At 66.0% G+C, this 19,729-nt stretch carries 20 protein-coding genes; 12 read left to right on the top strand and 8 right to left on the bottom strand.

Annotated features, from left to right (window positions below; translation table 11 throughout):
* Positions 1-2 precede the first annotated feature (2 nt).
* Positions 3-926, bottom strand: a complete 924-nt coding sequence (locus tag F7R26_RS10875) for a LysR family transcriptional regulator (RefSeq protein ID WP_150983603.1) — start codon at positions 924-926, stop codon at positions 3-5.
* 282 nt (positions 927-1,208) lie between these two features.
* On the opposite strand from F7R26_RS10875, the gene F7R26_RS10870 reads away from it, so the two are divergent.
* Genes F7R26_RS10870 through F7R26_RS10855 form a run of 4 tightly spaced genes read left to right on the top strand, consistent with a single transcriptional unit; the run spans position 1,209 to position 5,348 of the window.
* Positions 1,209-2,387 (top strand): CaiB/BaiF CoA transferase family protein, encoded by a 1,179-nt coding sequence (locus F7R26_RS10870; RefSeq protein WP_150983602.1) that lies wholly within the window; start codon positions 1,209-1,211, stop codon positions 2,385-2,387.
* Between the two features lie 31 nt (positions 2,388-2,418).
* Positions 2,419-3,237 carry an HpcH/HpaI aldolase/citrate lyase family protein gene (locus tag F7R26_RS10865; RefSeq protein WP_150983601.1) on the top strand — a complete coding sequence of 273 codons (819 nt, stop codon included), beginning with the start codon at positions 2,419-2,421 and terminating at the stop codon, positions 3,235-3,237.
* Positions 3,238-3,279: 42 nt separating this feature from the next.
* Positions 3,280-4,128: an HTD2 family dehydratase gene (locus F7R26_RS10860; protein WP_150983600.1), complete on the top strand. Its 849-nt coding sequence runs from the start codon at positions 3,280-3,282 to the stop codon at positions 4,126-4,128.
* A gap of 59 nt (positions 4,129-4,187) precedes the next feature.
* Positions 4,188-5,348 carry an acyl-CoA dehydrogenase family protein gene (locus F7R26_RS10855; RefSeq protein WP_416351280.1) on the top strand — a complete coding sequence of 387 codons (1,161 nt, stop codon included), beginning with the start codon at positions 4,188-4,190 and terminating at the stop codon, positions 5,346-5,348.
* A 63-nt stretch (positions 5,349-5,411) separates the two neighbouring features.
* On the opposite strand, the gene F7R26_RS10850 is transcribed toward F7R26_RS10855, so the two are convergent.
* Genes F7R26_RS10850 through F7R26_RS10840 form a run of 3 tightly spaced genes read right to left on the bottom strand, consistent with a single transcriptional unit; the run spans position 5,412 to position 7,965 of the window.
* Entirely contained in the window at positions 5,412-6,629 is a 1,218-nt protein-coding gene (locus F7R26_RS10850) for a pyridoxal phosphate-dependent aminotransferase (protein ID WP_150983599.1), read from the bottom strand.
* A complete protein-coding gene (locus tag F7R26_RS10845) occupies positions 6,626-7,291 on the bottom strand; it encodes an RraA family protein (RefSeq protein ID WP_150983598.1) in 666 nt (221 codons plus the stop codon). Before F7R26_RS10845 ends, F7R26_RS10850 begins: the two co-directional genes overlap by 4 nt.
* Positions 7,288-7,965 (bottom strand): RraA family protein, encoded by a 678-nt coding sequence (locus tag F7R26_RS10840; protein WP_150983597.1) that lies wholly within the window; start codon positions 7,963-7,965, stop codon positions 7,288-7,290. The genes F7R26_RS10845 and F7R26_RS10840 overlap by 4 nt, the downstream gene beginning before the upstream one ends.
* A 108-nt stretch (positions 7,966-8,073) precedes the next feature.
* Here F7R26_RS10840 and F7R26_RS10835 point away from each other — a divergent pair, with 108 nt between their 5' ends.
* The 4 genes from F7R26_RS10835 to F7R26_RS10820 all read left to right on the top strand — a co-directional run bounded on the left by F7R26_RS10835 (position 8,074) and on the right by F7R26_RS10820 (position 11,737).
* Positions 8,074-8,997, top strand: coding sequence for a LysR family transcriptional regulator (locus F7R26_RS10835; protein ID WP_150983596.1), 924 nt, complete (start codon positions 8,074-8,076; stop codon positions 8,995-8,997).
* An 89-nt stretch (positions 8,998-9,086) separates the two neighbouring features.
* Positions 9,087-9,716, top strand: a complete 630-nt coding sequence (locus F7R26_RS10830) for a glutathione S-transferase family protein (RefSeq protein ID WP_150983595.1) — start codon at positions 9,087-9,089, stop codon at positions 9,714-9,716.
* A gap of 42 nt (positions 9,717-9,758) precedes the next feature.
* Entirely contained in the window at positions 9,759-10,394 is a 636-nt protein-coding gene (locus F7R26_RS10825; protein WP_150983594.1) for a glutathione S-transferase family protein, read from the top strand.
* Positions 10,395-10,771: 377 nt separating this feature from the next.
* The gene (locus F7R26_RS10820) at positions 10,772-11,737 is read left to right on the top strand and encodes a TIGR03571 family LLM class oxidoreductase (protein WP_150983593.1); all 966 of its coding nucleotides are present in this window, start codon (positions 10,772-10,774) and stop codon (positions 11,735-11,737) included.
* A gap of 18 nt (positions 11,738-11,755) precedes the next feature.
* Here F7R26_RS10820 and F7R26_RS10815 read toward each other — a convergent pair whose 3' ends face one another.
* From F7R26_RS10815 to F7R26_RS10800, 4 genes are all read right to left on the bottom strand, one after another.
* Positions 11,756-12,739: a tripartite tricarboxylate transporter substrate binding protein gene (locus F7R26_RS10815; RefSeq protein ID WP_150983592.1), complete on the bottom strand. Its 984-nt coding sequence runs from the start codon at positions 12,737-12,739 to the stop codon at positions 11,756-11,758.
* Between the two features lie 57 nt (positions 12,740-12,796).
* Positions 12,797-13,576, bottom strand: a complete 780-nt coding sequence (locus tag F7R26_RS10810) for an enoyl-CoA hydratase/isomerase family protein (RefSeq protein ID WP_150983591.1) — start codon at positions 13,574-13,576, stop codon at positions 12,797-12,799.
* 14 nt (positions 13,577-13,590) lie between these two features.
* Positions 13,591-14,817, bottom strand: a complete 1,227-nt coding sequence (locus tag F7R26_RS10805; protein WP_150983590.1) for a CaiB/BaiF CoA transferase family protein — start codon at positions 14,815-14,817, stop codon at positions 13,591-13,593.
* Positions 14,818-14,918: 101 nt separating this feature from the next.
* Positions 14,919-15,893: a Bug family tripartite tricarboxylate transporter substrate binding protein gene (locus F7R26_RS10800; RefSeq protein ID WP_150983589.1), complete on the bottom strand. Its 975-nt coding sequence runs from the start codon at positions 15,891-15,893 to the stop codon at positions 14,919-14,921.
* Between the two features lie 198 nt (positions 15,894-16,091).
* On the opposite strand from F7R26_RS10800, the gene F7R26_RS10795 reads away from it, so the two are divergent.
* The 4 genes from F7R26_RS10795 to ssuD all read left to right on the top strand — a co-directional run bounded on the left by F7R26_RS10795 (position 16,092) and on the right by ssuD (position 19,722).
* Positions 16,092-17,054 (top strand): LysR family transcriptional regulator, encoded by a 963-nt coding sequence (locus tag F7R26_RS10795; RefSeq protein WP_150983588.1) that lies wholly within the window; start codon positions 16,092-16,094, stop codon positions 17,052-17,054.
* A gap of 241 nt (positions 17,055-17,295) precedes the next feature.
* The gene (locus F7R26_RS10790) at positions 17,296-18,303 is read left to right on the top strand and encodes a sulfate ABC transporter substrate-binding protein (protein WP_150983587.1); all 1,008 of its coding nucleotides are present in this window, start codon (positions 17,296-17,298) and stop codon (positions 18,301-18,303) included.
* 87 nt (positions 18,304-18,390) lie between these two features.
* Entirely contained in the window at positions 18,391-18,546 is a 156-nt protein-coding gene (locus F7R26_RS10785) for a hypothetical protein (RefSeq protein WP_170301732.1), read from the top strand.
* 12 nt (positions 18,547-18,558) lie between these two features.
* Positions 18,559-19,722, top strand: coding sequence for an FMNH2-dependent alkanesulfonate monooxygenase (ssuD, locus tag F7R26_RS10780; RefSeq protein WP_150983586.1), 1,164 nt, complete (start codon positions 18,559-18,561; stop codon positions 19,720-19,722).
* Positions 19,723-19,729: the final 7 nt, after the last annotated feature.

Genomic DNA, 19,729 nt, shown 5'->3' with positions numbered 1-19,729 from the left:
GCTTAGCCGATCAGCTTTGCCGGGCTCCCGCCGGCAGCTTGCGCCACGCTGATCAGCTCATCGATGAGGGCGCGCGCGCAGCCGGGCAGCCCCTGCAGTTCGCGCACGATGACCGCGCGCTCGCGGATCACCCACGGGTCGTCCAGCTCGACGATGGCGAGCTTCATGGTCTGGCGGTGCCGCAGCGCTGCGGACAGCGGCACCACGCCAATGCCCACGCCCGCTTCGATCATGCGGCACATGGCTTCGAAGCTGCGAATCTGGATGCGGATCTGCAGCTTGCGCCGTTGCTCGTGGAGCAGGTCGGTGAGGAAAGCATGCAGGGTGCTGCCCTCATGCAGGCTGACGTGCTCGTACTCGAGGGTGTCGGCGAGCGAGACCTTGCTCTTTTGCGAGAGGGGATGGCCGACGGGCGTGGCGAGCACGAGCTTGTCGGTGCTGAAGTGCACCACTTCAAGCCCTTCCGGGTTAACGGGCCCGGAGATGATGCCGAGGTCGGCGCTGCCGTCGAGCACGCCCCGGATGATGTCCCGCGTCAGGCGCTCCTGCAGGTCGACGGTCACGGCCGGGCGCTCGGCCATGAAGCGCGAAAGTACCTCCGGCATGAATTCCGTGACCGCGGTGGTGTTCGCGAAAATGCGGATGTGACCGACGGAATCCTTCGAGAACTCTTCGAAATCGCTGCGCACGTGTTCGAACTGCCGCTCGATGACCCGCGCATGGCGCAGCAGCCGTTCTCCGGCGGGCGTCAGCGCCAGCCCTCTGCTCTCCCGGTAGAACAGCCGCGTGCCCAACTGCTCCTCCAGGGACTTGAGGCGCGCGCTGGCCGCGGCGGGGGATAGAAATGCCTTTTTCGCACCGCGAGAGAGGTTTTCTTCCTCGGCGATGCGGGCAAAGAGCCTGAGGTCGGCAAAGTCAAAGTGCATGGATACTCCTTCGCCGCCACTGTACCAAGGGGTCGCCGGTGCCGCAATTCGTGCGGCGGGCCCGCTGGCAAAGCGATGCTTTCCGTTGAAGCGAATGGCTGGTTCGAGAAAACGAGATGGTCCGATCCCCTCGACTCTGGGAGACTAGCTTCGGCGCGCATTGCACCAGGCGTGCTGCCCATGCGTGGCGACTTCCGGCCGGGCCGGGGCGCCGTGGACCCACTTCTCCCGTTTGCCGCTGCGCTGCGCAGGGCAGGCGGGCCCAGACTGAACAAGGCTGCTATGCGCCCCCTGGATGGCATCACCGTCGTTTCCCTCGAGCACGCCATTGCCGCGCCGTTCTGTACCCGGCAACTTGCGGACCTCGGCGCCCGGGTCATCAAGGTCGAGCGGCCCAAGGTGGGCGATTTCGCGCGCGGCTACGATGAGCGGGTGGATGGCCTGTCCTCGCATTTCGCCTGGACCAACCGTTCCAAGGAAAGCCTTGCGCTGGACCTCAAGCACAGGGAAGCCCCGGCCATCCTGGGCAAGCTCCTCGGCCAGGCCGATGTGCTGGTGCAGAACCTGGCGCCGGGCGCTGCGGACCGGCTCGGCCTTTCCTATGCGGCGCTGTCGCAGCGCTATCCCGCCATGGTCGTCTGCGATATTTCAGGCTATGGCAGCGATGGCCCCTACCGGGACAAGAAGGCCTATGACCTGCTGATCCAGGCGGAATCCGGCTTTGTCTCGATCACCGGCACCCCCGATAGCCCCGCCAAGGCTGGCTGCTCCATTGCCGATATCGCGGCGGGCATGTATGCCTACTCCAACATCCTGGCGGCGCTGCTGCAGCGCGGCAGGAGCGCAAAGGGCGCGCATATCGACGTGTCGATGCTGGAGAGCATGGTCGAGTGGATGGGCTATCCGCTTTACTACGCGTTCGATGGCGCCACGCCGCCGCCGCGGGCCGGCGCCTCGCACGCCACCATCTTCCCGTATGGCCCGTTTACCGCCGGCGACGGCAAGACCATCATCCTGGGCCTGCAGAACGAGCGCGAGTGGGATGCCTTTTGCCGCGTGGTGCTGGAGCGGCCGGAACTGACGACCGACGAACGCTTTGTCTCCAACTCCCTGCGCACCCAGAGCCGCGCGGCGCTCACCGACATCATCACGGCGGTGTTCTCCGCCCTGAGCATCGAGGCGGTGATCGAGCGGCTTGAGCGCGCCCAGATCGCCAATGCCCGCATGAACGACATGCGCGACGTCTGGAACCATCCGCAGCTCAAGGCGCGCGAACGCTGGACTTCTGTGCCGTCGCCCGTGGGCATCATTCCGGCGCTGCTGCCGCCCGGCACGCCGCAGTCGTTCGCGCCGCGGATGGACGCGATTCCCGCGCTCGGCCAGCATAGCGAGCGCATCCTGCTCGAACTTGGCTACACCGCGGACGACGTGGTTCGGCTCAGTGCCGAAGGCGCGATCTGACCCCATGCTCTCCATCCCGGATAGAGTCCCCATGGCCGCCGCCGCTATCGCCCGTTCCTATCTTTTCGTGCCCGCCAATCGTCCCGAGCGTTTCGCCAAGGCCAACGCATCGGGGGCGGACGCAGTCATTCTCGATCTCGAGGACGCGGTGTCCGACGAGGACAAGTGCCGGGCAAGGGGGATGCTGGAGGCGTACCTGGCCGACGGCGGTCGCGGCATGGTGCGGATCAACGCCACGCAGACCGAATGGTTTGAGGATGACGTGCGCCTTTGCCGCGAGACAGGCGTGACGGGCATCGTGCTGCCCAAGGCGGAAAGCGCGGCGGATGTCGCGCTGGTGGCCAGGCACCTTCGGCCCGGCGTGCAGGTGCTCCCGCTGATCGAGACGGCCAGGGGCATGGCCAACGTCAGCGAGGTGGCCGGTGCGCCGGGCGTCGACCGCCTGATCTTCGGGACCGTGGATTTTCGCACCGAGCTGGGCATCGAGGGCGACGACCAGGAACTGCTGTTTTTCCGCTCCATGCTCGTCCTCGCGTCGCGGGTCGCGGGCATTGCGCCGCCGGTGGACGGGGTGACGGTTGCACTCTCCGATGCCGAGGCGCTGCGCAACGCTGCCGAGCGCGGGCGGCGCCTGGGCTTCGGGGCAAAGCTCTGCATTCACCCCGCTCAGGTGGGCGAAGTCAACGCCGCCTACCGGCCAACCGACGCGCAGCTTGCCTGGGCTGCGCGAGTGGTCGAACAGGCAAGGTCAGGCCCGGGCGCATTCCAGCTCGACGGCGAGATGATCGACGCGCCCGTCATTGCACGCGCCGTGAACCTGCTCGAGCGCGCGGGCCGGGCGCCGGCCTGATCGGCATCAACCACTGACCAGAACCTAACCACAGAGAGATCGATGGACACTGCCAACCTGAAGGCGTGGATCGGTAAGTCAACCGAGTCCCAGGATGACATCACCGCGTTTCCCGTCAAGGCGCTTAGCGCGACCCTGGACCGCGAAGACGCGCCGCCCGTGCACGGCGATGCCTTGCCGCCGCTCTGGCACTGGCTCTACTTCTTGCCGCTGCACCGGCAGTCCGAGCTGGGCATCGACGGCCACGCCAATCGGGGCGGGTTCCTGCCGCCCGTGCCGCTGCCGCGCCGCATGTGGGCCGGCGGGCGCCTGCGGTTTCACCAGCCGCTGCGCCTGGGCGACGCCGTGTCGAAAACGTCCACCATCCTGGACGTGAGCGCCAAGGCGGGCCGCACCGGCTCGCTGGCCTTTGTGACCGTGGAGCATCGGTATTCGGGGCCGCAGGGCCTAGCGGTGACGGAAGAGCACGACATTGTCTACCGTGAGCAAGCCGTCCCGGGCGCGGCCGCGCCCGACCCCATCGCCGCGCGCACGGACGAAGACTGGTCCCATGAAATCCTGCCCGACCCGGTGCTGTTGTTCCGTTTCTCCGCGCTGACCTTCAATGGCCACCGGATCCACTACGACCACGACTACGTGACCACGGTCGAGCACTACCCGGACCTGATCGTCCACGGCCCGCTGCTGGCCGTGCTGCTCCTTGATCTGGTACGCAGGAACCTGCCGGACGCCACCGTTAGCAGTTTTACCTTCAAGGGCGTGCGACCGACCCACGTGCCCCAGCGTTTCGAGGCCTGCGGCAAACTGAGCGAGGACGGCAAGACGGTCGCGCTGTGGATTCGCCAGGCGGGCGGCGCCCTCGCCATGACCGCCACCGCCGAGCTGGGCTAAGCCAGGCGCATCCAGATCCAGCCGAACCAGGCAAAGAAGAACACTCACGGAGACATCTCGTGCTGAACAAAGTCGATGAACACCAGGAAATCCGCGAAGCCATCCGCGACCTGTGCGGGCAGTTCTCGTCGGAGTATTTCCGCAAGATCGACGAGGCCCGGGGCTATCCCGAGGCATTCGTCAATGCGCTGACCGCCGCCGGCTGGCTGGCGGCCTTGATCCCCGAGGAATACGGCGGCTCGGGGCTGAGCCTCACGCAAGCCTCGGTCATCATGGAAGAGATCAACCGTGCCGGCGGCAACTCGGGCGCCTGCCACGGGCAGATGTACAACATGGGCACGCTGCTGCGCCATGGCTCGGCTGCGCAAAAGCGCGAGTACCTGCCAAAGATCGCGAGCGGCGCGCTGCGCCTGCAATCCATGGCGGTCACCGAGCCGAGCACCGGGACGGATACCACCAAGATAAAGACCACTGCCGTGCGCAAGGGCGACAAGTATGTCGTCAACGGCCAGAAGGTCTGGATCTCGCGCGTGCAGCACTCGGATCTCATGATCCTGCTGGCGCGGACCACGCCGCTGGCGGCGTGCAAGAAGAAGTCGGAAGGCATGTCCATCTTCCTCGTCGACCTGCGCGAAGCGATCGGCAAGGGCCTGACGGTGCAGCCGATCCTCAACATGGTCAATCACGAAACCAACGAGCTCTTCTTTGACAACCTGGAGATCCCGGTGGAGAACCTGATCGGCGAGGAGGGCAAGGGCTTCAAGTACATCCTGGATGGCCTGAACGCCGAGCGCACGCTGATTGCCGCGGAGTGCGTCGGCGACGGCTACTGGTTTATCGACAAGGTGACCAAGTACGTCAACGAGCGCGTTGTGTTCGGCCGGCCCATCGGCCAGAACCAGGGCGTGCAGTTCCCCATCGCAAGGGCGTTCGTCAACGTGGAGGCCGCAAGCCTGATGCGCTTCAAGGCTGCCAGGCTGTTCGACGAGCACCAGCCCTGCGGCGCAGAAGCCAACATGGCCAAGCTGCTGGCCGCGGATGCCTCCTGGGAGGCTGCCAACGCCTGCCTGCAGTATCACGGCGGGTTTGGCTTCGCCGCGGAGTACGACGTGGAGCGCAAGTTCCGCGAAACCCGCCTGTACCAGGTCGCGCCGATTTCGACCAACCTGATCCTGTCCTATGTCGGGGAGCACATCCTTGGCATGCCGAGGTCGTTCTGAGGCTTCGTTGGGAGGATTGGATGGCGGCGTAGCGCCGGTGCCTGGCGCTACGCTGGGCGGTGTTCAGCCACTCAGTGATATGCAGAACCGCTGGATCGCCTGGCATGCCTGGCGCAGCGACTCCGTGTCCAGCGCGTAGGCAAGGCGGATGTAGGGCGCAAGGCCGAAGGCGCTGCCGTGCACGACGGCCACGTTGGCCTCGTCCAGCAGCGCAAGCGCAACGTCCTCGTCCGTGCTCAGCAACGTGCCGGCGGGCGTTCGCCGGCCGAGCAGGGCTGCGCAGGAGGCGAATGCATAGAACGCCCCGCCAGGTACCGCGCAGGTTATCCCCGGCGTTTCGTTGAGCAGTTGGACCATCAGGTTGCGCCGCGCCTCGAATACCCGCCGCGTGTCGGCGATGAACGCCTGCGGCCCGGTGAGCGCTGCCAGCGCGGCGTGCTGGGAGATGGCGCTGGCACCGGAGGTCTGCTGGCCCTGGAGCTTCTCCATGGCCTCGAGCAGCCAGCGCGGGCCGGTGCCAAAGCCGATGCGCCAGCCGGTCATGGCGTAGGCCTTGGAAACGCCGTTCATCGTCAGCGTGCGCGCCGCCAGGCGCGGCTCGACCGCGGCGATGGTGTGGAAGCGCTTGCCGTCAAACGTCAGGTGCTCGTAGATGTCATCCGACAGGATCAGCACATGCGGGTGGGCCAGCAGCACCTCGGCAAGCGCTGCCAGCTCGCCGTGCGTGTAGACCGCGCCTGTGGGGTTGGATGGCGAATTCAGGATAAGCCAGCGCGTCGCCGGGCCGATTGCCGCGGCGAGGACGGCCGGCGTCAGCTTGAAGCCGACGTCCGCATCGCACGGCACCACCACGGCATGCGCCCCGCACAGCTGGACCATCTCCGGGTAGCTGACCCAGTAAGGCGCGGGCACAATGACCTCGTCGCCCTCGTTCAAGGTCGCTGCCAGGGCGTTGTAGATCACCTGCTTGCCGCCGCTGCAGACGATGGTGTCCTGCCAGGCAACGTCGAGCCCGTTCTCGCGCCCGAACTTGGCGGCAACGGCTTCGCGCAGGGCGCGCAGGCCCGCGACTTGCGTGTACCGGGTGTGGCCCTGGCGAATCGCGTCGACCGCGGCGTCGCAGACATGCACGGGCGTATCGAAGTCCGGCTCGCCCGCGCTGAGCGAAATCACCTTGGCGCCGGATGCGCGTTTAGCCGCCACGCGGTCCATCATCCGGTAAGTCGCGGACGGCTGGGCACTAGCCAGGTTCTCATTCAAGCGCTGTACATCGGTTGTCATCGGGCCTTCCTCTGCAGCGTGTGGTAGCCCAGTGCCGCGCGGGCTTCCCCGAGGGTTTTCCCGTTGGCAATGTGCTCGCGGATCCGCGCTTCCACGGACTCGATCTGGCGTGCCAGTCCGGCAACCTCGCGCGCCCGGTCGCGCGGGACGACGACCACCCCGTTGGCGTCCGCCACGACGATGTCGCGGGCGCAGACGCGCGCCGTGCCGATGGAGACCGGCGCATTGATCGCTTCGACCTGGACACGGTCCTTGCCGGTGCGCATGAACCGGCCGCGCGTGAACAACGGATAGCCGTCGCCGAGCGCCTTGGCCACATCCCGGCACACCCCGTCGATGACGGTGGCCGCGATGCCGCGCGCGCCGGCGTACTGGGTCATGATGTCGCCCCAGACCGTGCAGTCGGTGCGGCCGTCGTTGTCGATCACCACCACGTCGCCTTCGGCCACGTCATCGATGAAGTCACCGACCGTGCCCGGCGGCGTGCTGGCGCACACGTACCTGACGGTGTAGGCGGGCCCGACCACGACATGGGCGTAGTTGTCCAGCGGCGCAATGCCAAGGCACTGGCCGGGCAAGCCCAGCTTGTCCATGGCGTCGGACACCCCCGGTGTATCCAGGCCCGCGAACAGGTCCGATAGTTCTTTGTCTGCTGCGTTCATTGGGCATCTCCACTGTGGATGGCGTCGAATTCCTTGTCATGCATGACTTCAGCGACCGAGCGTCCGGCGCGCACGGCCTTGACCATCGAGTCCTGGCGGCGTGCAATGCGTTCGCCAAGCGCCACGATGTCTTCGATGCGTGCGGCCGCCACGAACACCGTGCCGCAGCGATCGGCGATCACGTAGTCATCCTGATGAACAAGCACGCCAGCAAAGTCGACAGGCTCGCCGGCGCCAACCTGCACAACCCGGTTGCGCGCGCTGATCATGGTCACGCCGCGTCCGAACACGGGGTAGCCGATCGACTCGCTGCCTTCGATGTCGCGGCTCAGGCCGTCGATCACCGAGCCGCGCACCTGCCTGGCGGTGGCGGCATTGGCCAGGATGTCGCCCCAGCAGGAGACGCCATCGATGCCGCCTGCAATCACAAGCACACGGTCGTCGGTCTGGATTGCGTCGACGACCGGGGTGATCAGGTGCACCGTCGGTTGGGCGTCCGTCTTGCGGCCCAGCTGGATGGTGCTGGCCCGGCCAACGATCTTCGGGCAGTCCCAGAGCGGGCGAATGCCGAAGGTTGCCCCGGGGAGGCTGTAGAAATCGAGGGCATCCGACACCGTGTTGGTATCGAGTGCGGCGAGGCGGTCGAGCAAGGAGCGTGAGGTGGGGGAGGTCATTTCGAGCCTGTAAAGGGGGTTGCCAGGCTTGCACTTTCAACGATGGAGTTCGATCTGTAAATTCCGAATCCGGTAACCTATCCATATGTAAAACCTATCAAGATAGCCATGATCAATTTCCGGCTTGTCCGTCACCTCTGGGTGTTCCTGGCTGTCGCCGAGGAGCAGCATTTCGGGCGTGCCGCCAAGCGGCTTGGCATGTCCCAGCCGCCCGTCACCGAGCAGATCCAGGTACTGGAGCAGGCACTCAAGGTGAAGCTCTTCGAGCGCTCGAGGCGCGGCGCGCAACTCACGCCGGTTGGCGCGGCGCTGCTGCCGGCGGTGCAAAAGCTCGCGGAGCAGCTGGAGCGGCTTGACGTGGCGGTGCGCGAAGCCGTGCATGGGCAGACCGGGCTCCTGACGATCGGCGCGATCTCGTCCGCGATGCTCGATACGTTGCCTGCGCTGATCGACCATCTCAAGGCCGCATACCCGCAGCTGACCATTTCCGTGACGGAGATCGACAGCGCCGACGCCGTGCCAGCGCTGGAGCGCGGTGATGTCGATCTGGCCTTCGCGCGCCTGGAAGGGGAACTGGGCCCGTCGATCCAGTCCATGCCTCTCAAGCAGGACCGGCTGGCGGTCGCGCTGCCGCGGGCGCATGCGCTGGCCGAGGCGCCGCGTATCAGGCTGGCGGCGCTGGCGGATGAAGCGTTCGTGATGTTCGCCCGGCAGGTCAGCCCGGTCTACTACGACAGTCTCATCGCGACCTGCCGCACCGCGGGCTTCTCGCCGCGGGTGCTGCACCAGGTGCGCACGGTGTCTTCGCAGATCGCCTTCGTGGGTTGCGGGCAGGGGATCGCACTCGTTCCCGCATCCTTGAAGAAGGCCGCGCCGGACAATGTCGTGGTCCGGCCGCTGAAGGAATCGGTGAGCGTGGTGACCACCGCCATGGCGTGGTCGACCACGCGGGAGAACCCCATGGTGGCCAACGTCATCGCCGCGCTTTCGGCCGGGAAAGCCACACCGCGATCGCGCACGGCCAGGGCTTGAGCAGGCGCCATGCCCACGCCCCGATCCGCGCCTTGGTGTATCGTTGGAGACTGCGCGAAACGCGGGAATCTTCAACGGGAATACATCGAATGCTGACGATCTGGGGCCGTGCGAATTCGGTCAATGTGCAAAAGGTACTGTGGGGTTGCGAAGAGCTTGGCTTGCCGTTCCGGCGGATCGACGCCGGCATGCAGTTCGGCGGCAACAACGAGCCCGACTATCTCGCCATGAATCCCAACGGGCGTGTCCCGACGATCATCGATGGCGATTTTGTGCTGTGGGAGTCGAATTCCATCCTGCGCTACCTCGCCATGGAATACGGCAAGGCAGGCGCGCTGTACCCGGCCGGGCCCAAGGTGCGCGCCAGCGTGGACCGCTGGCTGGACTGGGCGCTGTCAACCTTGCAGCCGGCGGAACGGCCGGTCTTCTGGGGCTTTGTGCGCACGCCCGCCGCCGAACGCGATGTGGCTCGCCTGACGGCTGAAGTCCGCGTGGTGGCAGGGCTGTGGCGCTTGCTCGACCAGCACCTGGAGGGCCGCGACTATATGGAAGGCGGCGTCTTCACGCTGGCTGACCTGGTGCTGGGCGCCTACGCACGCCGCTGGTTCGGCCTGGACGCCCAGATCGAGCGTCCCGCGCTGCCCAATCTCGAACGCTGGTATGCGCGCGTGGGCGAGCGCGCCGGCTTCCGCCAATACGTTGCGGCGCCCTTGAGCTGAGCCTGGATCCCCTCAACACGAGCCAATCACGAACCGATTTCCATGACTATCATCCTGCACACCTGGAATACGCCGAACGGACGCAAGATCAGCGTCGCGCTCGAGGAAATGGCGCTGCCTTATACCGTCAAGACCGTCAATATCACCAAGGGCGAGCAACACCAGCCGGATTTCCTGCGCATCAGCCCCAACAACCGGATCCCGGCCATCGTCGATGCGGATGGCCCCGATGGACAGCCGATCAGCGTCTTCGAATCCGGCGCGATCCTGCTTTACCTGGCCGAGAAGACCGGCAAGTTCCTGCCTGCGAGCTTGCGTGACCGTGTGCCGGTGCTGGAGTGGCTGATGTGGCAGATGGGTGGCTTCGGGCCAATGCCGGGCCAGGTGCATCACTTCCGCACGGTCGAGGCGGAGGCTGACCGGCACTATGGGCTCAAGCGCTATTCGGAAGAAACGCGGCGCCTTTACGGCGTGCTGGACCGGCGGCTGGCGGAGGTGGAGTACGTGGCCGGCGACCTGTCCGTGGCGGATTTCGCGATCCTGGGCTGGGCCTGGCGCCACGAGCGCCATCAGGTCTCGCTGGAGCAGTTTCCGAATGTCAGGCGCTGGTACGACGCCCTGTTTTCGCGTCCCGGCGTGCAGCGCGGCTTTGCGGTCAAGCTGGATGACCTGGCTTGACGCCGGCAAATCCGTACAAGCGCCATACAAGCGCCATACAGGCGCCGCGCCGCCTTTGCACTACCTTCGCACAAACCGGAGGCCCATTTGACATGGGTCAAGAACCCGAATGGTGCCGCCCGCTAATATGATTTCCGTCATGGAGATGCGGGGGCGCTCTTCATGACTTGTCTACCCGTTTCCAGAATACGGAAACTTGGCCCGCGCCACGCGAGTGGGGCGGGCTTTTTTCTGGGCGCTTGTCCGCCCGGCGCTATCGGTTCCCATCGGCCCGGCGCATCCGGTTGTGCGCAGCGGCCAGCGCGTGGCAACTGCTAACATGCCAGACGGTCCCCGCAGACGGGCCATGGACCCGCAAGTCAATCGGGAGGACTCGCATGCCTCAGACAGAAGCCCCTTCGCCGCACGACGCCGCCGTGCAAGACCGTATGTTCCAGGAAGGCCGCCTCTCGCTTGGCCTGACCTTGCCGATGTTGCAATCCGGCCAGGTCGTCGCGGACTTCCGCGAGCAGGTGGCGCTGGCCAGGCTCGCCGACGCGCTCGGATTCCGCGCGCTGTGGGTGCGCGACGTGCCCCTGAACAGCGCCGACTACCCGGACCCGGTCGGGCATCTCGATCCCTGGGTGTTCCTTGGCGCGCTGGCCAGCCAGACCGAGCGTATCGCCCTGGTGAGCGGCGCCATCGTGCTAACGCTGCGGCATCCGCTGCATATCGCCAAAGGAGCGATTTCAGTGAGTGCGTTGTCCCAAGGCCGCTTCGTGCTCGGCCTGGGCTCCGGCGACCGACCCGCCGAATATGCTGCGTTTGGGCAGGATACGGCCGCACGGCGCGCTTTGTACCTGCGCCACTGGGAAACGGTGGCAGCCGCGGTGACGCTGCCTTCCCGTGTTGTACCGGACCGAAGCCAGGGCGATGCGCCGGGGTTCTTCCTGCTGCCCCGGTTGGCAGCCTCCATTCCCTTGCTGGCCGTGGGCTCGGGTGGGCAGAGCGTCGACTGGATCGCGCGCAACGCTATCGGCTGGATGACGTATCACCGCGAGCCTGCGGTGCAGCGGGAACGCCATCGCATGTGGCAAACGGCCGTGGAGCGCGCCGTGCCCGGCCAGTTCCGCGGCTTCGGCATCGCCATGCAACTGGATCTGAGCGCGGATGCCGATGAACCTCCCGCCGCTATTTCACTGGGTTATCGAACTGGCCGCCGTGGCCTGTCGGCATTGCTCAGGGAGATGCGCGATAACGGGACGCATCATGTTTCGTTCAACTTGACAGCTTCTCAACGGCCGCCGCGCAAGGTGATCGAGGAACTGGCCGCAGAGGTGCTGCCAGCGTTTCACGTGGACTGAGCCGGGGCGGGTCATGCTTCACGGCTCCTTGATATCGGCCGCCTGCGCGACGGTCCGCCATTTGGCGATCTCACTGCCTACGTGCGCGGCGAGCGCCTGCGGCGTTGGATCGGACTCGAGAACCAGGCCCATCTCGAAGGCTCGCTGCTTCAGGCCGGGGTCGGCAAGCGCACGGCGCAACGCACCGTTGAGCGTGGTGATCACCGCCGCCGGCGTTCCCGCGGGGACGAAGGCGCCATTCCACGTATAGGCTTCGTAGCCGGGTACCGCTTCGGCGATGGCCGGCGTGTCCGGTGTCTGTGGGAGGCGCGATTGCATCGACGTGGCAATCAGCCGCACTGTTCCCGCGCGGACCTGCGCGAGGCCCGTCGGCGCGCTGTCGATCATGAAGCCGATCTGCCCGCCGATCAGGTCGGTCATGGCGGGCCCGGTGCCGCGATACGGGATGTGCGTGGTCTTCAGCGCGGCTTTGAGGTTCAGCAGCTCGGTCGCGACATGAGGTGCGCTGCCATTGCCGGCGGAACCATAGTTGACCTGCCCAGGATGCGCTTTGACGTACGCCAGGAATTCGGGGAGATTCCTGGCCGGGAAGTTCTTGTTCACCAGCAGGACCAGGGGCGCCTTGGCTGCCAGCCCGACCGGCGCGAAGTCCTGCGTGGTGCGGTAGGGCAGGCGGGGAACGATACTCTCGTTGACCGCGTGCGCCACCGTCGTCAACAGGACCACATAGCCATCCGGCTTGGCCTTGGCCACATAGTCGGTGCCAACCACCGTGCCGGCGCCCGTGCGGTTTTCCACGATCATCGGCTCGCCCAGCTGCTTGCCCCATTGCTCAGCCAGCACGCGTGCAAAGGCATCGGTCGGTCCGCCGGCTGCATAGGGCACCACGAGCCTCACGGCCTGGGTGGGCCATGCATCCTTCGCGCTGGCGCCACCGGGCTGCACCGCGAGCAGCGCAAGGATTACGGGGGCGCTCCGGTGCAGGGTGTTCAGGAATCGCATGCGTTTGCTCCGCTTTCGTTGAGGGCGATGGTTGAATGCTTGTTGAAGCCGGCACGATCAGGCTTGCCAGGATGGCTTGCGCTTTTCCACGAACGCGGCGATGCCTTCCTTCGCATCGTCTGTCGCCACCACATTGCCGAAGCTCTCCACCGCCGCGGCGACGCCGCGCCGGTAGTCGTTGTCATTGGCGCGCATGAAGGCCTTGCGTCCCATCTTGACGACGACCGGAGATTTCGCGCACAAGGTCTGGGCAAGCGCTCTGGCCTCGCGCATGACGTCCTGCTCGGGCACCACGCGGCTGACCAGTCCGAGGGACATGGCTTCGGCGGCGTCGAACGCGCGCCCGGTGAAAAGCAGGTCGAAGGCCCGGTGACGGCCAATCACACGCGGCAGGTGCGTGTAGTGGATGGCGGGCGTCAGCCCCACGTCGATTTCCGGATAGCCGAAGGTGGCCGTGTCGGCGGCGACGATCATGTCGCAGGAGATCGCGAGCGTCATGCCGCCGCCACGGGCGGTGCCGTTCACGGCGGCAATGGACGGCTTGCCCAGGTTGAATTGCGCGTCGCACAGTGCGTTGTACAGCTTGTCGACCAGGCCGTAGATCCGGGCCTGCGGCGCCCCGTGCAGCGCATCCAGCCGCAGCCCGGCGCAAAAGCGCCGGGGCAGGGCGCTGCCCAGGATGACGGCCCTGACCGAATCGTCCTGTGCCGCGCGCCGCAGCGCCGCCAGCGTTTCGTCGATCATCGTCTCGTTCAGGGCATTGACCGGCGCGCTATCGAGGAGGATTTCCGCGACCCTGTCGCGCACTTCATATCTGACTGAATTGACTGAGGGCATGGTGACTCCTGATCTCATGCGGCCGTGCAAAGGCCGCCGGTTTTGCTGGCATCGGCGCTGGCAATCACGCCACGCGCCTTGAATCGTTCAATGGACTCGGGCGTATAGCCCGACTGCAACAAGATCTCGTCGGTGTGCTGGCCCAGCAAAGGCGGCGCGCGGCGCGCTTGCCGGCTGCCGCCGCGAAAGCGCACGGGCAAGCCCATATTCCTCACCTTGCCCAGCACCGGATGCTCAGATTCGGCGATCAGCGCGCGCTCTGCCACTTGAGGGTGCGCCAGCGCCTGGTCCAGCGTGTGGATCGGGGAACAGGCCACGCCAGCCTTGCGCAATGCGTCGATCCAGTAGGTAACCGGCTGGGTCCGAATACGCGCCTGGACCATCTCGACGGTTTCGGTGAAGTGCGCGACGCGGGCCGCATTGGTGGCGAACCGCGGTGCGTCGGCCACATCCTGCAACCCGGCGACCGGGCAGAAGCGCCGCCACTGCGCGTCGTTGCCGACGCCGATCATCACCGGCCCGTCGGCTGCGTCGAACACCTGGTAGGGCGCCATGGCCGGATGCGCGGTGCCCATGGCCCGCGGTACCTTGCCGCTTAGCCAGTAGTTCTGTGCGAGATAGCCCATGAAGCCCATCGCCGTATCCAGCAGGGACACCTCCAGGTGCATGCCGCGGCCGGTCTTCTGGCGCTCGATCAGCGCGGCCAGGATGCCACTGAATGCATGCATGCCGGTGCCCAGGTCCACCGGCGAAAAGCTGGCGCGCGCATGCTTGCCGCCGGCCTGGCCCATCGTGCTGATCATGCCGCTGAAGGCCTGCAGCATGACGTCGTAGCCGGGCTCCTGGCCCAGGGGGCCCGTGCGTCCGTAGCCGGAGATCTCGCAATAGACCAGGGCCGGGTTCAACGCGGACAGCGTGTCGTAGTCGACACCGAGCCTGGCGGCGGCGCCACTGCCGAAGCCTTGCAGCACGACGTCCGCCTTGGCCGCCAGCGTCTGGACGATCTGCCTGCCCTCGCTGGTCTTGAGGTCAACGGCGAGACTGCGCTTGTTGTGATTGACGGCGAGAAAGGTGGCGGACTGCCCGCGATCCTGCGGCAGCCAGGCGCGCGTATCGTCGCCGCTGCCGACCGGCTCGACCTTGATGACTTCGGCGCCGAGTTCGCCCAGATACTGTCCGCACAAGGGGCCGGCAAGCACCTTGCTCAAGTCGAGGACGCGAATGCCCTGCAATGCAATCATGGATGTGTCTCCAAAACGGATCAACGGCGGACGCCGCCCGGCGTTGCGGGCGCAGGTCTGGCGTCGTGTTGTGGCGATGGGATGCCGGGTGAGTCGGGGCGCTACTCGGGCTTGATATCGATGGAGCGGGCCAGGGCCGTCCACCGGGCGGTATCGCGATTCACATAGGCCTGCACATCGGCGGGCGCCATGTGGAACGGCTCGGCTCCCCGCGCAATCAGCGCACGGCCATAGCCTGGATCGCCCGCGCTTTGTGCCACGGCCTGGCGCAGTGTCTCGACGATGGCGGGCGGCGTCTTCGCCGAGGCTTGCAGCGACAGCCAGAACTTCAAGTCCAGCGCCGGATAGCCGGCTTCTTGCAGTGTCGGCACATCCGGCAGCAGGGGCGAACGCGCAGCGGAAGTGATCGCCAGGGCTTTGAGCTTGCCACCCTGTATCTGGCCGATGGAGGTGGTCATGCTGTCGAAGAGGAAATCCACATTCCCGGCCATGACATCCGTGCTTGCCGGCGCGCTGCCCTTGTAGGGCACGGCCACCGCGGTGAAGCCCGCGGCCTTCTGCAGCAGCGCGCCATAGATATGCGGGGAGCTTCCCGCGCCGAAGGTGGCATAGGTGAGGTTGTCAGGCCGCTGTTTGCCGGCGCGGACCAGTTCCGCCAGCGAGCTGATACCCAGCTTGGTTGGATGCACCACCAGCACGTTCGGCACCGTCGCAACCACGCCGATGGCCACCAGGTCGCGTTGCGGGCGAAAGCGCAAGTCGGGAAACAGCAGCGGGTTGACGGCATGCATGCCGACCGTGTTCAGCAGCAGCGTATAACCGTCGGCATTGGCGTCGAGCACATTCTGCGTGCCGAGATTGCCGCCGGCGCCGGGCTTGTTCTCGATCACCACGGGCTGGCCGAGCCGGTTGCCCAGCGGTATGGCAATCAGGCGCGCCACAAAGTCACCGGGGCCACCCGCGGCGAAAGGGACAACCAGCTTGATTGGCCGCGACGGCCATTGCTCAGCGTGGAGCGGCGGGGCGAGCAAGGATGCGGCTGCGCCCGTCAGGAAAGTACGGCGGCTGAGTCCCATTGAGTCTCCGTGGATTATCTGTGTTGGCATCCGCGTGCGTTGCGCGGAAGCTGGCATCACTATGGGCTTCGGTGCCGCTATATGTCCAAGATAGATTTTTGATATGTAGTATATTTTTATGCTATACCCGGCCGGACCTTGCTGCCATCGTGCCGCCGCCCCGGCAGGCCCTGTGGTGTCACTTGCGCAGACTTGCTTATGTCGATCGATGTACGTGGACTCAGATGCTTTCTGGCGGTAGTGTCGGCGGGATCGATCTCCCGGGCCGCGGAGAACATGCATCTCGCGCAACCGGCGCTGAGTCTCCAGATCAAGCACATCGAGCAGGATCTTGGCGTGGCCCTCTTCATGCGCAGCCACAAGGGCGTCGTCCTGACTGCCGCCGGGCTGAGGTTCGAGAGCCACGCCAGGGATATCCTCAAGCGACTCGACGTCGCCTGCGAGGACGTGCGTGACCTGGTAACCGATCCCGCGGGCAGGGTCGCGATCGGCCTGCCGCAATCCATGGCAAAGATCCTGACCGTGCCGCTGGTGCGTGAAGCCATCCGGCGCTGGCCCAAGGTCCAGTTGCAGGTGGTCGAGCTCAGCACGGGTTACATCCCGGACCATCTGCTGAGCGGGCGCGTCGATATTGGCCTGACCTTCCAGGCGGACGCTGGCTCCGGCCTGCTGTTCGAGCACGTGGTCGATGAGGATCTTGTCTTGCTGGCGCCCCCGGGGCAGTTCGCCGATGCCAGCAAGAGCGGAGCCGATCTGACGAAGACGGTGCGGTTCAAGGACCTGGAGCGCTTCCCCATGATCCTGCCCGCTGGCGAGCATGGCCTGCGCGCGCTGATCGATGGGTATCTGCGCGCTCACCAGGTCGCACTCTGCGTGCTGGCGGAGGTGAATGCCATACCGCAACTCATCAATCTCGCCGCGGCAGGCGTGGGGTGCACGATCCTCTCCTACGCATCGGTTTGCGAGGAGTTGCACAATGGCTTGCTGTCCGCGGCGCGGATCACCCATCCGAGCATGTCGCGCCCGGTCTATCTATGCCGCTCTGCCACCATGCCACTGTCGATCGCGGTCTCTGCGGTGCTGGATCTGCTGATGGAAACGGTTCGCGCGCTGATCGCCGGTGGGCAGTGGCCGGCCCGCGTCAACGGCGCAGGCCGCTGACGGCAAGGGTGGGGCGCGCAAGGTTCTCGGCACAGCGATCCTGTCTCCCACCTGCTGCGGCATGTTCATATTTCCGTCGAATCTTATGCGGAAAACGTGCAAGGATCGGCGAAACCATTCGTTCCTTTCAGATAGGCCCTTCGGTAGTCTTCATCCCTGACGCAAGCCTTCCCACACAAGGAAGGCCATGAAACGCGGCGCGCATGCGCCATTTCACGACGAGAATACGGGAGCAAGACACATGATTCGCAAGCTGGCCATCGGACTCGCGGCACTGGCCGTCATCGGTTCCACCCAGACCGCCTGGGCCAACACCGCCCTCCTGAACGTTTCGTACGATCCCACGCGGGAGCTGTATGTGGACGTGAATGCCGCCTTCGCCAAGGCTTGGAAGGCCAAGGGCGGCGACACGCTGACCATCCGCCAGTCGCATGGCGGCTCCGGCAAGCAGGCGCGTTCGGTGATCGATGGGCTGGATGCGGATGTGGTCACACTGGCGCTGGGCTATGACATCGACGCCATCGCCGAGAAGGGCTTGCTTAAGCCGGACTGGCAAAAGCGCCTGCCGCACAATGCGTCGCCCTATACCTCGACCATCGTGTTCCTGGTGCGCAAGGGCAACCCCAAGGGCATCAAGGACTGGAACGACCTGGTCAAGCCGGGCGTGCAGGTGATCACGCCTAACCCGAAGACCTCGGGCGGCGCGCGCTGGAACTACCTGGCGGCCTGGGGCTACGCACTGCGCCAGCCGGGCGGCAACGAGCAAAAGGCCAAGGAGTTCGTCGGCCAGTTGCTGAAGAACGTGCCGGTGCTGGATTCCGGCGCCCGCGGCGCCACCACCACCTTTGTCGAGCGCGGCCTGGGCGATGTGCTGATTGCCTGGGAAAACGAGGCCATCCTGGCGATCAAGGAACTGGGCCCGGACAAGTTCGACATTGTCGCGCCGTCGATCTCCATCCTGGCCGAGCCGCCGGTGGCAGTGGTGGACAAGGTGGTGGACAAGAAGGGCACGCGCAAGGTGGCCGAGGCCTACCTGCAGTTCCTGTACACCGACGAGGGCCAGGAAATCGCGGCCAAGAATTACTACCGCCCGATCTCGGAGAAGATTGCGGCCAAATATGCGAGCAACTTCCCCAAGGTCAAGCTGTTCACCATCGATGAGGCCTTTGGCGGCTGGCAGAAAGCGCAGAAGGCGCACTTCGCCGACGGTGGCTCGTTCGACCAGGTCTACCAGCCTGGCAAGAAGTAAGACGTAGCCGGCGGCGGGCGGGCGCCCGCCGGCTTGCGTGCCTTGTCCCCGCTTCCTATCCCGATTTCTATCTCTATCCCTATTTCGATGCCGACACCGATCCGGGCCGGCGCCCCGCCGCGCCCTGCCAAGCATGTACTGCTGGTGGCGCTAGTCACCGGCGCATTGGGCGCTGCGTTGCTGGTGATCGGCCTGGATGCGGCAGGCGAGGGCCGGACGGCCACGATCCACAAACAGAGCTGAAGAGGCACGGACATGCAGGTCTTCTGGTTTATCCCCACGCACGGCGATAGCCGCTACCTCGGCACCTCCGAAGGGGCGCGCGAGGTCAATATCGATTACTTGAAGCAGATCGCTACCGCGGCCGATACGCTTGGCTACGAAGGCGTGCTGATTCCCACCGGCCGCTCCTGCGAGGATCCGTGGGTGGTGGCCTCCACGCTGGCCGCGGTCACCTCCCGGCTGCGCTTCCTGGTGGCGGTGCGCCCCGGGCTGATGGCGCCCACGCTGGCCGCGCGCATGGCGGCGACATTCGACCGCCTCTCGGGCGGACGCCTGCTGGTGAACCTGGTGACGGGCGGCGATGTGTCAGAGCTGGAGGGCGATGGCCTGTTCCTGGACCATGCCGAGCGCTACGAAGCCTCGGCCGAGTTCATCCGTATCTGGCGTGAGGTGTTGGCCGCCAGCCATGAAAGCGCCGAACTCGACTATGAAGGCAAGCATCTCAAGGTCAAGGGCGCTAAGGTGTTGTTCCCGCCGCTGCAGCGCCCGCATCCGCCGGTGTACTTTGGTGGCTCCTCGGCCGCCGCGCATGAGCTCGCGGCCGAGCAGGTAGATACCTACCTGACCTGGGGCGAGCCGCCGGCGGAGGTCGCCAGGAAACTCGCCGACGTGCGCCAGCGCGCGGCGCGCCATGGGCGTAGCGTGAAGTTCGGCATCCGCCTGCACGTGATCGTGCGCGAGACCGAGGACGAGGCATGGGCCGCGGCCGACCGGTTGATCAGCAAGCTCGACGATGCGACGGTGGCGCGCGCGCAGGCGGTGATCGGCAAGATGGATTCCGAAGGGCAGCGCCGCATGGCAGCGCTGCATGCCGGCGGCGGCGCACGCAGCCGCGCGGAGCTGGAGATCAGCCCCAACCTGTGGGCCGGCGTGGGCCTGGTGCGCAGCGGCGCGGGCACGGCGCTGGTGGGCGACCCGCACATCGTGGCGGCACGCATCAACGAATACGCGGCGCTGGGCATCGATACCTTCGTGCTGTCCGGCTACCCGCATCTGGAAGAAGCCTATCGCTTCGCCGAACTGGTCTTTCCGCTGCTGCCGCGCTCGGTGCGCGACAAGCTGCAGGGCAAGGCGCTTTCCGGCCCGTTCGGAGAAATCATGGCAACCGGCATCGTGCCGCGCGCGGCGCGCGCTTAGGAGGCAA

The sequence above is a fragment of the Cupriavidus basilensis genome, from assembly GCF_008801925.2.
Lineage (GTDB): Bacteria > Pseudomonadota > Gammaproteobacteria > Burkholderiales > Burkholderiaceae > Cupriavidus > Cupriavidus basilensis.
This window is presented reverse-complemented; position numbering and strand designations above follow the sequence as displayed.